15 protein-coding genes are annotated in these 14,265 nt (G+C 67.6%); 9 read left to right on the top strand and 6 right to left on the bottom strand.

Annotation, left to right across the window (positions count from 1 at the left end; genetic code table 11):
- Nucleotides 1-72 precede the first annotated feature (72 nt).
- On the top strand, nt 73-456 hold the full coding sequence (locus tag JNO53_RS05770; RefSeq protein WP_203108575.1) for a DUF4345 family protein: 384 nt from the start codon (nt 73-75) through the stop codon (nt 454-456).
- Nucleotides 457-462: 6 nt separating this feature from the next.
- On the opposite strand, the gene ubiB is transcribed toward JNO53_RS05770, so the two are convergent.
- Together ubiB and JNO53_RS05760 are read right to left on the bottom strand one after the other, a co-directional pair.
- Nucleotides 463-2,019 (bottom strand): 2-polyprenylphenol 6-hydroxylase, encoded by a 1,557-nt coding sequence (ubiB, locus tag JNO53_RS05765; protein WP_203108573.1) that lies wholly within the window; start codon nt 2,017-2,019, stop codon nt 463-465.
- Nucleotides 2,020-2,053: 34 nt separating this feature from the next.
- Nucleotides 2,054-2,785, bottom strand: coding sequence for a class I SAM-dependent methyltransferase (locus JNO53_RS05760; RefSeq protein WP_203108571.1), 732 nt, complete (start codon nt 2,783-2,785; stop codon nt 2,054-2,056).
- A gap of 56 nt (nt 2,786-2,841) precedes the next feature.
- Between JNO53_RS05760 and mutM the strand changes: the two genes are divergently transcribed.
- The 5 genes from mutM to JNO53_RS05735 all read left to right on the top strand — a co-directional run bounded on the left by mutM (nt 2,842) and on the right by JNO53_RS05735 (nt 7,396).
- Nucleotides 2,842-3,657, top strand: a complete 816-nt coding sequence (mutM, locus tag JNO53_RS05755) for a bifunctional DNA-formamidopyrimidine glycosylase/DNA-(apurinic or apyrimidinic site) lyase (protein WP_203108569.1) — start codon at nt 2,842-2,844, stop codon at nt 3,655-3,657.
- A 78-nt stretch (nt 3,658-3,735) separates the two neighbouring features.
- A complete protein-coding gene (locus JNO53_RS05750) occupies nt 3,736-4,152 on the top strand; it encodes a GFA family protein (protein WP_203108567.1) in 417 nt (138 codons plus the stop codon).
- 174 nt (nt 4,153-4,326) lie between these two features.
- Nucleotides 4,327-4,587, top strand: a complete 261-nt coding sequence (gene rpsT / locus JNO53_RS05745; protein ID WP_119514651.1) for a 30S ribosomal protein S20 — start codon at nt 4,327-4,329, stop codon at nt 4,585-4,587.
- 429 nt (nt 4,588-5,016) lie between these two features.
- Entirely contained in the window at nt 5,017-6,483 is a 1,467-nt protein-coding gene (gene dnaA / locus JNO53_RS05740; RefSeq protein WP_203108565.1) for a chromosomal replication initiator protein DnaA, read from the top strand.
- Between the two features lie 133 nt (nt 6,484-6,616).
- On the top strand, nt 6,617-7,396 hold the full coding sequence (locus tag JNO53_RS05735; protein ID WP_203108563.1) for a HesA/MoeB/ThiF family protein: 780 nt from the start codon (nt 6,617-6,619) through the stop codon (nt 7,394-7,396).
- Between the two features lie 2 nt (nt 7,397-7,398).
- Here JNO53_RS05735 and JNO53_RS05730 read toward each other — a convergent pair whose 3' ends face one another.
- The gene (locus JNO53_RS05730; RefSeq protein ID WP_203109045.1) at nt 7,399-8,100 is read right to left on the bottom strand and encodes an NAD-dependent deacylase; all 702 of its coding nucleotides are present in this window, start codon (nt 8,098-8,100) and stop codon (nt 7,399-7,401) included.
- 35 nt (nt 8,101-8,135) lie between these two features.
- Between JNO53_RS05730 and dapB the strand changes: the two genes are divergently transcribed.
- Complete coding sequence (gene dapB, locus JNO53_RS05725) at nt 8,136-8,873, top strand: 4-hydroxy-tetrahydrodipicolinate reductase (protein ID WP_203108562.1); 738 nt, start codon at nt 8,136-8,138, stop codon at nt 8,871-8,873.
- Nucleotides 8,870-9,520, top strand: a complete 651-nt coding sequence (nth, locus tag JNO53_RS05720; protein WP_203108560.1) for an endonuclease III — start codon at nt 8,870-8,872, stop codon at nt 9,518-9,520. The genes dapB and nth overlap by 4 nt, the downstream gene beginning before the upstream one ends.
- A 123-nt stretch (nt 9,521-9,643) precedes the next feature.
- Here nth and JNO53_RS05715 read toward each other — a convergent pair whose 3' ends face one another.
- Together JNO53_RS05715 and dapE are read right to left on the bottom strand one after the other, a co-directional pair.
- A complete protein-coding gene (locus tag JNO53_RS05715; RefSeq protein WP_203108557.1) occupies nt 9,644-10,975 on the bottom strand; it encodes a dicarboxylate/amino acid:cation symporter in 1,332 nt (443 codons plus the stop codon).
- Nucleotides 10,976-11,000: 25 nt separating this feature from the next.
- Nucleotides 11,001-12,128: a succinyl-diaminopimelate desuccinylase gene (dapE, locus tag JNO53_RS05710; RefSeq protein WP_203108555.1), complete on the bottom strand. Its 1,128-nt coding sequence runs from the start codon at nt 12,126-12,128 to the stop codon at nt 11,001-11,003.
- 53 nt (nt 12,129-12,181) lie between these two features.
- Here dapE and JNO53_RS05705 point away from each other — a divergent pair, with 53 nt between their 5' ends.
- Entirely contained in the window at nt 12,182-12,649 is a 468-nt protein-coding gene (locus tag JNO53_RS05705; protein ID WP_203108553.1) for a cupin domain-containing protein, read from the top strand.
- Here JNO53_RS05705 and JNO53_RS05700 read toward each other — a convergent pair.
- Complete coding sequence (locus JNO53_RS05700; protein ID WP_203108551.1) at nt 12,646-14,220, bottom strand: helicase HerA-like domain-containing protein; 1,575 nt, start codon at nt 14,218-14,220, stop codon at nt 12,646-12,648. The genes JNO53_RS05705 and JNO53_RS05700 overlap by 4 nt on opposite strands.
- Between the last annotated feature and the right edge of the window lie 45 nt (nt 14,221-14,265).

The following is a 14,265-nucleotide window of genomic DNA, read 5'->3' as shown; positions in this document are numbered from 1 at the left end:
AGATTCGGCTGGCCGTCCACCCGTCCACGCCTGTAGACCGGCTCCGAACGCAAAAATGGAGGAGGGGGACCAATGCGGATCATACTGAAGGCGCTCATTTTCGTGGGCGGGCTGTTCTTTCTGGTGACCGGGATGGGCTTCCTGGCCGATCCGGTGAATTCCGGCGAGACGTTCGGCCTGCGCGCGATCGATGCCGACGGCCTGGCGACGATGCGCGCGGACATGACCGCGTTCTTCGTCATCGCGGCAATATGCATGCTGGTCGGCGCCTGGCGCCGCAATGGCGACATCCTGCTCGTGCCCGCCGGCCTGTTCGGCGTCGCACTGATCGGCCGCTTCGTCAGCATCGCGGCCGACGGAACCGAGCCCGGCTTCTGGATGCCGATGGTGGTGGAGGCCGTGACCGTGATCGTGCTCCTCGTCGCCAGCCGCGTCCTGCCGCACCCGACGACCTGAGCGCGCTCAGCCGATCCAACCGAGCAGCGCAGCCGCTGCGACCGCGCCACCGCCGGCCAGCGCGGCGAGCAGGTAGCCCGGCCAGGTGCGCCGCGTGCGCTTGCGGCGCTGCCACATCAACTCGATCCGCGGCAGCGGAGGCGGCTCGGGCGCACCGCCGCGGGGCGGGAACTTCTCTTCCAGGCGCCGGATCAGCGCCGGGATGCGCAGCAGGGTCTCGGTATCCTCGCGCAGCCGGTTGGCGAGCGCAGCCTCGGGCCCGAGTTCGTCGCGGACCCAGCTTCGTACGAACGGTGCCGATACGTCCCACATGTTGATCTCGGGATCGAGCTGGGTCGCGATCCCCTCGACCATGACCATCGTCTTCTGCAGCAGCAGCAGGTGCGGCTGGGTCTGCATGTCGAAGTCGCGGGTGATCGCGAACAGGCCGTCGAGCATCTGCCCGACCGACAGCTCGCTCACCGGCTTGCCGCGCATCGGCTCCCCGACGGCGCGCAAGGCCGTCGCGAACTCGTCCACCGAGTGGTAGCTCGGCACGTACTGCGCCTCGAAATGAATCTCCGCCACACGGCGGTAATTTCCGGTGGTGAGGCCGTAGAGGATCTCCGCCAGCCATTGCCGCGCCTGCCGGTCGATCCGGCCCATGATGCCGAAGTCGATTGCGACGATCGTTCCGTCGGCCTGCACGAACAGGTTCCCCTGGTGCATGTCCGCATGGAAGAATCCGGCGCTGATCGCCTGGCGCAGGAAGGCGAGCACCAGTCGCCGCGCGAGCTCGGGCAGGTCGTGCCCTGCGGCGACGAGCGCCTCGCGCTCGGAGATCTTGATGCCGTCGATCCACTCGATCGTCATCACGCGGCCATTGGTGCGGTCCCAGTCGATCGAGGGAATGCAGTACCGCTCGACCCCGCGCATGGCCTCGGCGAGCTCGCTGGCCGAGGCGGCCTCGCGCCGCAGGTCGAGCTCGCGGTTGGTCCAGCGCTTGAAGTTGGCGATCGTCAGCCGCGGGCGCAGCCGCTGGGCCTCGCCGCCGAGCGCCTCCAGGTGCGCCGCCGCCCATTCGTAGGTCGCGATGTCGCGCGCAAAGCGTTCGCGGATGCCGGGCCGCAGCACCTTGACCGCGACCTGCCGCCCGTCGGTCGTCACCGCGCGGTGCACCTGCGCGATCGAGGCGGCGCCGACCGGCACCGGATCGATCTCGGCGAACAACGTGTCGACCGGCTGGCCAAAGCTCGCAGCGATCGCGCGCTCGATCTCAGGATAGGCGACGGGCGGCAGACTGTCCTGCAGCGAGAGGAGATTGCGCGCCGCGTCCTCGCCGACGAGGTCCGGCCGGGTCGCGAGCGACTGGCCGAGCTTGATCGCCGCGGGGCCGATCTCGCGAAAGGCCCCTGCGTAATCGGGCTGCGCCGGCTGGAACGTGCCGAAGCGCGCCACCCGCGCGAGCCGCTTGACCGGATCGGGCGTGTTCGGATCGTTCTCGATCCCGCGCAGCGCCCCGTGCCGCGCCAGCGTGCGGCCCCATTTGAGCAGCCGGAAGATATGCGTGGCGGGCTGGGTCATAGTAGCGGACGAGCCCCCAGCGCGCTTAAGCTCATCACACCTTCCACCCCGAATGGATCGCCACGAGCCCGCCCATGATCGGCTCGACCCGCGTATTCGCGAAGCCGGCTGCGCGGATCATCGCCTCGAACTCGGGCATCGGCGGGAAGCGGCGGATCGATTCGATCAGATAGCGATAGCTGTCCTCGTCGCCCGCGATCGCCTTGCCGATCCGGGGCACGAGCTTGTGCGAATAGAGGTCGTAGACTTCCTTGAAGCCAGGCCACTCGGTGGTCGAGAACTCGAGACAGTAGAACCGCCCGCCGTGCCTGAGCACCCGGTGCGCCTCGGCCAGCGCCTTGTCGATCCGGGTCACGTTGCGGATGCCGAAGGCGATCGTATAGGCGTCGAACATCCGGCGCGGATAGCCGAGCTCCTCCGCGTTCTGGCAGGACCAGGTGAGGCCAATGATCCCCCGCTCGACCGCACGCTCGATGCCCACGTCGAGCATGTCCTGGTTGATGTCGGCGACCGTCACTTCGGCACCGCGCGCGGCGATGCGGAAGGCGATGTCGCCGGTGCCGCCCGCCATGTCGAGGATCGCCTCGCCCGGCTGCGGCTTCACCCGGCGGACGAAGCGGTCCTTCCACAGCCGGTGAAGCCCGCCCGACATGGCGTCGTTCATCACGTCGTACTTCGCCGCGACGCTGGAGAACACCGCGCCGACGCGCTCGGTCTTCTCCTCGGGAGCCACGTCTTCGTAGCCGAAGGATACCTTGTCGTTCATGGCCCGGGCCTTAGGAGGAATTGCCGCCCCGGCAAAGGGTGTTAGAGGGCAGGGACATGCCCGAGCTTCCGGAAGTCGAAACCACCGTGCGCGGCCTCGCGCGATTTCTCGATGGCGAGCGGATCGTCCGTGCGAGGGTGAACCGGCCCGACATGCGCCGGCCCTTTCCGCCCGAGCTGGCGCAGATGCTTACAGGCGCGCGGGTGACGGGGCTCGGCCGGCGCGCCAAGTTCGGGCTGATCCACACCGACCGCGAGCAGACGCTGGTGTTCCACCTCGGCATGAGCGGACGCTGGCGGATCGATCCGGCGACGGAGGACCGGCACGACCATCTCGTCATCGAAACCGGGGACCACCGCTTCGCGCTATGCGATCCGCGGCGGTTCGGCTGGGTCGATCTCGTGCCGACCGAAAGCCTCGACGAATGGCCCTCCTTCGTAGGCATGGGGCCCGAGCCGCTGGGGAACGAGTTGACGGCCGCCTATCTCCACGCGGCGCTGGAAGGCCGCAGGCAGGCGATCAAGCTCCTCCTGCTCGACCAGCGGATCGTCGCCGGGCTCGGCAACATCTACGTCTGCGAGGCGCTGTTCCGCGCGCGGATCGATCCGCGCAAGGCAGGCGGCGGTGTTTCGCGGGCGGCGCTCGGACGGCTCGTCCCCGCGATTCGCGAAGTGCTCGAACAGTCGATCGCTGACGGCGGCTCCACCTTGCGCGACTACGCGCGGCCGGACGGCGAGCTCGGCTATTTCGCCACCCGCTTCAATGTCTACGGCCGCGAAGGCGAGCCCTGCCGCCGCGAGGATGGCGGCACGATCCGCCGCATTGCGCAGGGCGGGCGCAGCACATGGTTCTGCCCGCGCTGCCAGCGATAAGGACGATACCGTCGTGCGCGGTTCGGCGGGCTCGATGCCGCGCTTGCGGATCGCGGGGCAAAGGTTCAGTTTCTCCGCATGATCCGGGAAGCGCGATGTCACTGCGGGAAGATTAGGCTCCGTTGCAACGGCGAACCCTCCAAGATCTCGCTCTGCCACTGCTTCGACTGCCAGAGGCGGACCGGCTCGCTGTTCAGCGTGGCCGCCTTTTATCCGCGCGCCAGCGTGGAGCTCGCGGCGGGCGAGCCAGCCGCCTTTCGCCGGCCGTCCGCCAGCGGATTCGACGTAACGTTTCACTTCTGCCCCGAATGCGGCTCGAATCTCTGGTGGCACGCCGACCGCCTGCCGGATCTCGTCGGTGTGGCGGCCGGAGCATTTGCCGATCGCGATTTCCCGAGGCCGGAGCAGGCCGTCTGGGCCGAAGAGAAGCATCACTGGTTGCAGCTTCCCGACGACCTGCCTACGCATGCGCGCAATCCGGTCCGGTCCACGTGAACGGCGGGCCGAGCAGCCTTCGTCAACGCGCGGCTGCTTGCAGGTGAGCGCTATGCTTGACGATTCGGGCCTTCGCCGCTAAGGCGCGCGCTTTCCGGCGGGCATACCGCCGTTTTCTGCAGGTTTACGAACGAAATCCGGCCGTTCGCGAGACGGCCCGAGACAAGGACGAACATGGCCAATACGCCGCAAGCCAAGAAGCGCATCCGTCGCAACGCCAACCGCGCCGAGATCAACGGTGCGCGCATCAGCCGCATCCGCAGCTTCCTGAAGAAGGTCGAAACCGCGATTGCCGGCGGCGACAAGACGGCGGCTGCCGAAGCGCTCAAGACCGCGCAGCCCGAGCTCGCTCGCGGCGTCGCGCGCGGCGTGCTCCACAAGAACACCGCAGCGCGCAAGATGTCGCGCCTCTCCAAGCGAGTCGCGGCGCTCTGATTCGCGGGCCCCTGATCGGGGCAACCGCAGCATTGGATGCCGAACGGGCCGGCGCGATGAGCGCTGGCCCGTTTCGTTTTGCCACCCTTCCCCGAACCCCGTTTGAGAAAAGCTAGGAAGTTCCGCGATTCGCGTGGCACGGCACGTGATTTTCGAACGCAAACAGCAACTTGAACGGACGGCTGCGGGGTTGCGACGAGTCAATATCCTTTATTTCAGTTTTTTTGCAGGCGGGCCTCTTGCGACTCAAGCGAAGCGCTTCCTAAAAGGTCTGCGGCACGAGGCGGGACGGCTGGTGCTCCTGGAAATTGGACGGTCGCGTTCGGTCTGGAATCCCCGATTCCGGGCAGGACCGGGCTGTGCGTGCCGTCTGTGGGGTTCATGAGGATGTCCGGGGGGCAGACCGGGCGCGACAGGAGCGGTTCGAAAATGAAAAGCAGGAACGGCGAAGCACGCGCGGCACTGGGCAAAGGGCAAGAGGAATCGATGGAAGATCTGGAAGCGGTAAACCTGGCTGCGGATTGGGCGGATATCAGCCAGGGCCTGCGGAAGGATCTGGGGCACCAGCTCCACAGCCAGTGGATCAAGCCGATCCAGCTCGGCGGTTTCTGCGAGGATACCGGCACGCTCGATCTCTACCTGCCGACCGAATTCTCCGCCAACTGGGTGCAGGACCGCTTCGCCGACCGGCTCTCGCTCGCATGGAAGATCGCGCGCAGCGAAGTGCGCAACGTGCGCATCTCGGTCCATCCGGGCCGCCGCAAGCTGCCCGAGCTGAGCCTGGCCGGCGACGGGCGGCGCCCCGCGAACGACGCCGATTCCTCGATGATCGCGGTCGCCGCCGGCACGATCGGGGAACAGGGTTTCACCTCCTCGGTCGGGCTCGACCCTTCGCTGACCTTCGCAGCTTTCGTCACCGGCGAATCGAACGTGCTCGCCTGCAACGCCGCGCAGCGCATGGCGGCGAGCGAGCAGCCGCAGTTCTCGCCGCTCTACCTCAAGGCCGCGACCGGCCAGGGCAAGACGCACCTGCTGCACGCGATCGGGCACGCCTATCTCTCGACGCATCCCCGCGCGCGAATTTTCTACTGCAGCGCCGAGCGCTTCATGGTCGAGTTCGTCCAGGCGCTGAAGCAGAACCAGATGATCGAGTTCAAGGCGCGCCTGCGCAGCTTCGATCTGCTGCTGGTCGACGACATCCAGTTCATCATCGGCAAGGCCAGCGCGCAGGAGGAACTGCTCTACACGATCGACGCGCTGCTGGCCGAGGGCAAGCGGCTGGTCTTCGCCGCCGACCGCGCGCCGCAGGCGCTGGACGGCGTGGAACCGCGGTTGCTCAGCCGTCTGTCGATGGGCCTCGTCGCCGACATCGCCGCGGCCGACATCGAACTGCGCCGTTCGATCCTCGAATCGAAGCTGACCCGGTTCGCGCCGCTCTCGGTGCCCGAAGACGTGATCGACTTCCTCGCGCGCACGATCACGCGCAACGTGCGCGAGCTGGTCGGCGGGCTCAACAAGCTGATCGCCTATGCCCAGCTCACCGGTCAGGAAGTCTCGCTCCAGCTCGCCGAGGAGCAGCTGACCGACATCCTCTCGGCCAACCGCCGCCGGATCACGATCGACGAGATCCAGCGCACGGTGTGCCAGTTCTACCGCATCGACCGTGCCGAAATGTCGAGCAAGCGCCGCGCGCGCGCCGTGGTCCGTCCGCGGCAGGTGGCGATGTATCTCTCCAAAGTGCTGACCCCGCGCTCCTACCCCGAGATCGGGCGCAAGTTCGGCGGCCGCGACCATTCGACCGTGATCCACGCCGTGCGCCTGATCGAGGACCTGCGCCAGCGCGACGCCGACATGGACGGCGACGTGCGCAGCTTGCTGCGGCAGCTCGAGAGCTGATTGCCTGATGCGAGCCCCCGCGCAGGCGGGGGCCTCAGGCCCCTTGGTCGTCCGTAAGTTGCCTGAGGTCCCCGCCTGCGCGGGGACTCACAAGATATCGACACCTTGGACACAGCCTGCCAACAGCTTGCCCATGGCCCTTCCCCCAGAACGCATCGACCGCTTCGCGCGCCATATCGTGCTGCCCGAGATCGGCGGCGCGGGACAGGTGGCGCTCGCCGCGGCGCATGTCGCACTGGTCGGGCTGGGCGGGATCGGCAGCCCGGTCCTGCAATACCTTGCCGGCGCCGGCGTGGGGCGATTCACGCTGATCGACGACGGGCGAGTGGAGCTCTCCAATCTCCAGCGCCAGACGATCTACTCCGAGCGCGACGTGGGGTACGGCAAGGCGGTGTCGGCACGCCGCTGGCTGGCGAACTTCGACGGCGAGCTCGCGGTCGAACTGGTCGACCGGCGCCTGACCCGCGACAACGCCGGCGCTGCGATCACGGGCGCCGATCTGGTGCTCGACGGGACCGACAACTTCGCCACCCGCCTCGCGGTGTCGGACGCCTGCGTTGCATCCGGCACCCCGCTCCTCTCGGCCGCCGTGGGTCGCTTTCAGGGCCAGATCGGTGCCTTCGCGGGGCACCTGCCAGACGAGGCCTGCTACCGCTGCTTCGTCGGCGACGCCTTCGATGCCGACGATTGCGACACTTGCGCCGAGGACGGCATGCTCGGCGCCATGTCGGGCTGGACCGGCACCTTCGCCGCGATGCACGCGATCCGCGTCCTCCTCGCCGGCAAGGCGGCATTCGGCGATCCGCGGTGGAGCCGCCTACACGTCCTCGACGGCCTCAAGGCGGAAATGCGCAGCTTCCGCATCGCGAAGGATCCGGAGTGCCGCACGTGCGGACAGGCGGCAACCGATTGATTCTACCGCACCAGCATCTCCTCAACCCACTCCGGCACCAATTCGCTCGCAGGGCCGAGCCGTGATTCGTGAAACCAGGCGGAACCTTGGCTGCGCTCGAGATTGAGTTCGAGCGTCCGCATGCCGAGGTCGCGCGCATCGCGGACGAAACCGGCCGCAGGATAGACCGCGCCCGAGGTGCCGATCGAGACGAACAGGTCCGCCTGCCGCAGCGCGGCGTAGATGCGCTCCATCTCGTACGGCATCTCGCCGAACCAGACGACGTCGGGTCGCAGCGCCCGCTCGCCGCAGCCCGGACACGGCGGGCGGTCGATCAGCGGCGCCGTCCAGGGCGAGCGCCGGTCGCAGACCGTGCACCAGGCCTTGAGGTGCGTGCCGTGCATATGGAGCACGCGCCGCGCGCCGCCGCGTTCGTGCAGGTCGTCGACGTTCTGCGTGACGATCAGCAATTCGCCCGGCCATTCGCGGTCGAGCTGCCCGAGCGCCTCGTGCGCGGCATTGGGCTGTTTCTCCTGAATGGCCGCGCGGCGCATGTCGTAGAACCGCAGCACGAGGTTCGGATCGCGCGCGAAAGCCTCGGGCGTGGCGACGTCCTCCACCCGGTGCTGCTCCCACAGCCCGCCGGCATCGCGGAAGGTGTCGATGCCGCTTTCGGCGCTCACGCCGGCCCCGGTGAGGATGACGATGTTGCGAATGTCTGCCATGGCCGCCATGAAGCACGCGGTTTCGGGGAAGCGCAATGGCACGCATCGGCATCATCGGCAGCGAAGGACGCATGGGACAGGCGCTCGTTCGCGCGATCGCGGATGCCGGGCACGAATATGCTGGCGGGGTCGATCGCGGGGGTGATCCGGCCGCGCTCGCCGACCGCAGCGACGTGCTGGTCGACTTTTCGGCCCCCGTGGCACTGGAGGCGAACGTCCATGCGGCGATCGGCGCCGGCATTCCGATCCTCATCGGTACGACAGGCCTCGAGGAGCGCCATCACACCGCGATCGACAATGTCGCGCGCGCCATCGCCGTTCTCCAGACCGGCAACACTTCGCTCGGCGTGACTGTGCTGGCGCAGCTCGTGCGCGAGGCGGCGGCGAGGCTCGGGCCCGAATGGGACATCGAGATCGTCGAGATGCACCACCGCCGCAAGGTCGACGCCCCCTCCGGCACCGCCCTCCTGCTGGGCGAAGCGGCGGCGCAGGGGCGCGGGATCGAGCTTGCCGCCCATCGCGAGAGCGGCCGCGACGGCCATACCGGCGAGCGCCGGCAGGGCGCGATCGGCTTCGCGGCCCTGCGCGGCGGCACGATCGCGGGTGAGCACAGCGTGATCCTTGCGGGCGAGGAGGAGCGCCTGATCCTCTCGCATGGCGCCGAGAACCGGATGATCTTCGCACGCGGCGCGATCAGGGCAGCCGAATGGCTGATCGGCCGCGCGCCGGGCCGCTACACCATGGACGACGTGCTCGACCCCACCGCACGATGACCAAGGACGAGATATTCGAGTTCTTCCGCCGCCTGGCGGAGGACAACCTAGCGCCCGAGACCGAGCTCGAATACGGCAATGCCTATCAGCTCGTCGTCGCGGTCGCGCTGTCGGCGCAGGCGACCGACGTCGGCGTCAACAAGGCGACGCGCAGGCTCTTCGCCGAAGTCGAGACGCCGGAGCAGATGGTCGCGCTCGGCGAGGAGGGACTGAAAGAGCACATCAAGACGATCGGCCTGTTCAACTCGAAGGCCAAGAACGTCATCGCGCTCTCACAGATGCTGATCGACGAATTCGGCGGCGAAGTGCCCGATACGCGGGAGGAACTCGTCAGGCTCCCCGGCGTCGGCCGCAAGACCGCGAACGTCGTGCTCAACTGCTGGTTCGGGCAGGAAACCTTCGCGGTCGACACCCACATCTTCCGCGTCGGCAACCGCGCGGGTCTGGCCAGGGGCAAGACGCCCGAACAAGTCGAGGCCAAGCTGGAGAAGCGCGTCCCGCAGCCGTTCCGCCTGCACGCGCACCACTGGCTGATCCTGCACGGCCGCTACATCTGCAAGGCGCGGCTGCCCGAATGCTGGCGCTGCCCGGTGGTGGATTTGTGCGCCTTCAAGCAGAAGGTGCTGGAGAAGCCGAAAGGGCGGTGAACCTGTCCGACCCGTCACTCTGAACTTGGTTCAGGGCCCATTTCTCCACCTGCGTAGGTCGCGCAGAGAGCACGATGGATGCTGAAACAAGTTCAGCATGACGATTGGAGAGAACCTGGAAGTCTAAGCCGCCCCGGCCTTCTCCGCCGGCAAGTCGGGCGAAAGCGTCGAGATAGTCTGCGCCGCAACAAGGTCGCCGACGACGTTAAGCGTCGTGCGGCACATGTCGAGGAAGCGGTCGACGCCGAGAATCAGCCCGATGCCGGCCGGGTCGACGCCCACGCCCGCCAGGATCAGCGCGATCACCGGCAGCGAGCCGCCCGGCACGCCGGCGGTGCCGATACCGGCGAGGATGCAGATCAGCATGACGAAGGCCTGATCCATCAGCGAGAGCTCGACGCCGAAGAACTGGGCAAGGAACAGTACCGTCACGCCTTCAAACATCGCGGTGCCGTTCTGGTTGGCGGTCGCGCCGATGGTCAGCACGAAGCGCGCGATGCGGCGCGGCAGACCCAGCTCCGTGTCGGCGACGCGCAGCGCCGTGGGCAGCGTCGCGTTCGAACTGGCGGTCGAGAACGCCATGACGCTCGCCTCGCGCGTCTCGCGGAAGAACGCGACCGGGCTCTTCCTGGCGACGAACTTCAGGATCGCGGGGAAGACGCCGAACATCTGGATGCCGAGCGCCAGCAGCACGACGCCCACGAACGCGGCGAGCTTGAACAGCAGATCCCACCCGAACTGCGCGGTCAGGTTGAACATGAAACAGAAGATGGCGATCGGCGCGAGCTGGATGACGAAACCAATCAGCTTCATCGCCACTTCGAACACGCCCTCGATCGCGTCCTTGAGCGTTTCGGTCCGGCGCGTCTGGACGAGCAGCAGGCCGATGCCGAAGAACAGTGCGAAGAACATGACCGCGAGAATGTCGTTGGACGACATCGCGGCGACCACGTTGCTCGGCACGATGGCGATGACCTGGTTGACGCCCGCCTGACTCTCGGCGCTCGCGCGGACGATGCTGGAGGCGCCCTCCGCCCCTTCGGCCAGCAGCTCGGCGGCGGCCGCCGGATCGATCCCCTCGCCCGGTTTGATCAGATTGACCAGCGCGATCGAGATCGCGACCGCGATCGACGAGACGACGACGGTGTAGAGTAGCGTCCTCAGGCCGACTCTTCCCAGCGATCTGACCTCGCCCATTTCGGCAATGCCGACCACCAGCGCGCTGAACAGCAGCGGGATCACGAGCATGAACAGCAGGCGCAGGAAGATCTGCCCGATCGGATTGGTGACGTAGGTCACGATCGATTCGACCCAGGCCGCGTCGCGCGCGAAGGTATAGGCGAGCAGGCCCGCGATCAGGCCGGCGACGAAGCCGACGAGGATCCGCCACTGCAGCTTGCCCTGTCCCGTCGGTGCGGCGCCTGCGGCGATCTCCGCTGCGTCCTGGCTTGCCATGTCTCGCTTCCCCTCCGGTATCGTCTTATCGTTTGCCCAGCGCCGCTGCGGCGATGCGCGCGTAGATGCGGCCTAGCGCATCGAGGTCCGCCAGCGCCACCGCCTCGTCGCGCTTGTGCATCGTGGCGTTGCACAGCCCGAACTCGATCACCGGGCAGACGGCGCGCAGGAACCGCGCGTCCGACGTACCGCCGGTGGTCGAGGCTTCGGGCACGAGACCGGCCTCGGCCTCGACCGCATCTGCGATCATCTGCGAGAATTCGCCCGGCGGCGTCAGGAACGGCTCACCCGAGATGATCGGAAGCGCGGTTCCGCCGTGCTTCGCGGCGACCGCGGCGACCATTTCGGACAGCGAGGCGCCGCTGTGCCGGTCGTTGAAGCGGATCGAGATGCGTGCCGTCGCCTTGGCCGGGATCACGTTATGCGCAGGATTGCCGACTTCGAGATCGGTGATCTCCAGGTTCGACGGCTGGAACCACTCGGTCCCTTCGTCGAGCACCAGCGCATCGAGCTCCGCCAGGATCGCAACCAGCTTCGGGATCGGATTGTCGGCGTTGTGCGGATAGGCGACGTGGCCCTGCGTGCCCTCGACCTCGAGCCAGATATTGACCGAGCCGCGGCGGCCGATCTTCATCATGTCGCCAAGACGGTTCACGCTGGTCGGTTCGCCGACGAGGCACAGGTCGGGCCGGTCGCCGCGTTCCTGCATGAAGTCGATCAGCGCGCGGGTGCCATGGACGGCCGGGCCTTCCTCGTCGCCGGTGACGATGAAGCTGATCGTGCCGGCATCACGGGGCACCTCGGCCACGGCAGCGACCATCGCCGCGATCGCGCCCTTCATATCGACCGCCCCGCGGCCGTAGAGCAGATCGCCCCGCCGCTCGGGCGCGAAAGGCGCGCTGGTCCAGCCTTCTCCCGGAGGGACGACATCGAGGTGACCCGCGAATGCGAAGTGCTTCGATCCCGCGGGACCCGCGCGGATCGCGAAGAGGTTCTCGACCGGCCCGTCCGGCACCTCACCGCGCACGAAGCGGTGTACCTCGAAGCCGAGGGGCGCCAGCATCGCCTCCAGCACGTCGAACACTTGGCCGGTCGCCGGGGTCACGCTGGGCGCGGCGATCAGCTTTTCGGCAAGCAGGCTGGCGTCGGTCATCGCGCGGGGGTTAGACGAGCAAATCGCCGCTTACCACCCATCGGAGTCGTTCCATGCCCAAGCTCGAACTCGACGCCATCGCGCAGACCAACGCCACCGGCTATCCCGCGCCCTACGATCACGAGGTGCAGGGTCGTTGGTATCGCCGCCTCGCCCCCGGCGCGGGCCTTACCGAAATGGGCGCGAGCCATGTCGTGCTGAAGCCCGGCGGCTGGTCGTCGCAGCGCCACTGGCACGCGGCGGAGGACGAGTTGCTGGTGATGATCTCGGGAGAGGCCGTGCTGGTGGAGGACGGCGGCGAGACCGTACTGCGCGCGGGCGACCTCGCCGCCTGGCCCAAAGGGGTGCGCGACGGACATCACCTGCAGAACCGCAGCGGAAGCGACTGCGTGTTCGTCGCGATCAGCGCAGGCGACCGCTCGGCCGACCACGGCGAATATCCCGACATCGATCTGAAGTTCGATGCCGAGGGCTATGCGCACAAGGACGGCACGCGTTACCCCGCCAAGCGGGCGCCCTAGCGCATCAGCCCGCCGATCAGGTTGCGGACGAAGCGGCCGGCGAGCGGACCGGCAAGATCAGTCGCCAGCGAGCCGAGGCCCGAGGATGCGGCGGTCTTCATCGGGTTCGCGCGCGACTTGCGCCCCGTGATCGTGCTCGCCGCGATCGACGCGCCCGAGCCGGTCGCCGCGCCCAGCGCGCGCTTCAACGCCTTGCCCCAGATCGAGGTGCTCTTGCGCGGACGCTTCTCGACCTCGTCGCGTCCCTTCTCCTCGACTTCCTCGGCCGTCGCGACGGCATCGGCGGCTTTCTGCGCGAGCACTTCCTCCGCGCTCTCGCGGTCGATAGCGGTGTCGTACTTGCCCGCCACCGGGCTGACCGACTGCACGATCGCCCGTTCCTTCTCGGTCACCGGACCCAGGCGGCTGCGTGGCGGCTTGATCAGTGTGCGCTGAACGATCGAGGGGGCGCCGTCCTCGAGCAGCGTGGAGACGAGCGCCTCGCCGACCTTGAGCTCGGTGATCGCCGTCTCGACATCGAGCTCGGGGTTGATGCGGAATGTCTCGGCCGCGGCGCGGATCGCCTTCTGGTCGCGCGGGGTGAAGGCGCGCAGCGCGTGCTGCACACGGTTGCCGAGCTGCCCGGCGACTTCCTCGGGAATGTCGATCGGGTTCTGGGTGACGAAATAGACGCCCACCCCTTTCGAGCGGATCAGCCGCACAACCTGCTCGATCTTGTCCTGCAGGGCCTTGGGCGCGTCGTCGAACAGCAGGTGAGCCTCGTCGAAGAAGAACACCAGTTTGGGTTTCTCGGGGTCGCCGACTTCGGGCAGGCTCTCGAACAGTTCGGCCAGTAGCCAGAGCAGGAAGGTCGCGTAGAGCTTCGGGCTGCGCATGAGCTTGTCGGCGGCGAGGACGTTGATGAAGCCGCGCCCCTGCTCGTCGACCTTCAGGAAATCGTCGATCTCCAGCGCCGGTTCGCCGAAGAACCGGTCCGCGCCCTGGCTTTCGAAGCTCAGGAGCTGGCGCTGGATCGTGCCGACGCTGGCCTTGGTGACGTTGCCGTACCTGGCGCTGAGCTCCTTGGAATTCTCCGCACACCAGGCGAGCATCGCCTGCAGGTCGCCGAGGTCGAGCAGCAGCAGCCCGTGGTCGTCGGCGTGACGGAAGACGATCTGCAGCACACCCTCCTGCGTCTCGTTGAGATCGAGCAGCCGGGCGAGGAGCAGTGGCCCCATCTCCGAGATCGTCGTCCGGATCGGATGCCCCTGCTCGCCGTAGAGATCCCAGAAAATCGCCGGGTTGTCGGAATAGGCATAGTCTTCCATGCCCAGTTCCTTCGCCCGCTCCTCCAGCTTGTCGGCGTTCTTGAAGGTCGGGGAGCCGGCCATGGCGATGCCGGAGAGATCGCCCTTCACGTCCGCGACGAAGACCGGCACGCCCTGGGCGGAAAAGCTCTCGGCCAGCCCTTGGAGGGTGACCGTCTTGCCGGTGCCGGTCGCACCGGCAATGAGCCCGTGGCGGTTGGCGCGCCGAAGGTTGAGGAACTGCTTCTCGCCATTGCCGGCCAGCCCGAGAAAGATTTCGCTCACGTATGATTCTCCCGCCACGATCGGATCAGGCATGGCGCAGGCGTT

The sequence above is a fragment of the Altererythrobacter sp. C41 genome, assembly GCF_016803135.1.
Classification (GTDB): domain Bacteria; phylum Pseudomonadota; class Alphaproteobacteria; order Sphingomonadales; family Sphingomonadaceae; genus Pelagerythrobacter.
Note: the sequence above shows the minus strand (reverse complement) of the source record. Positions and strands in the feature narration are given on the sequence as shown.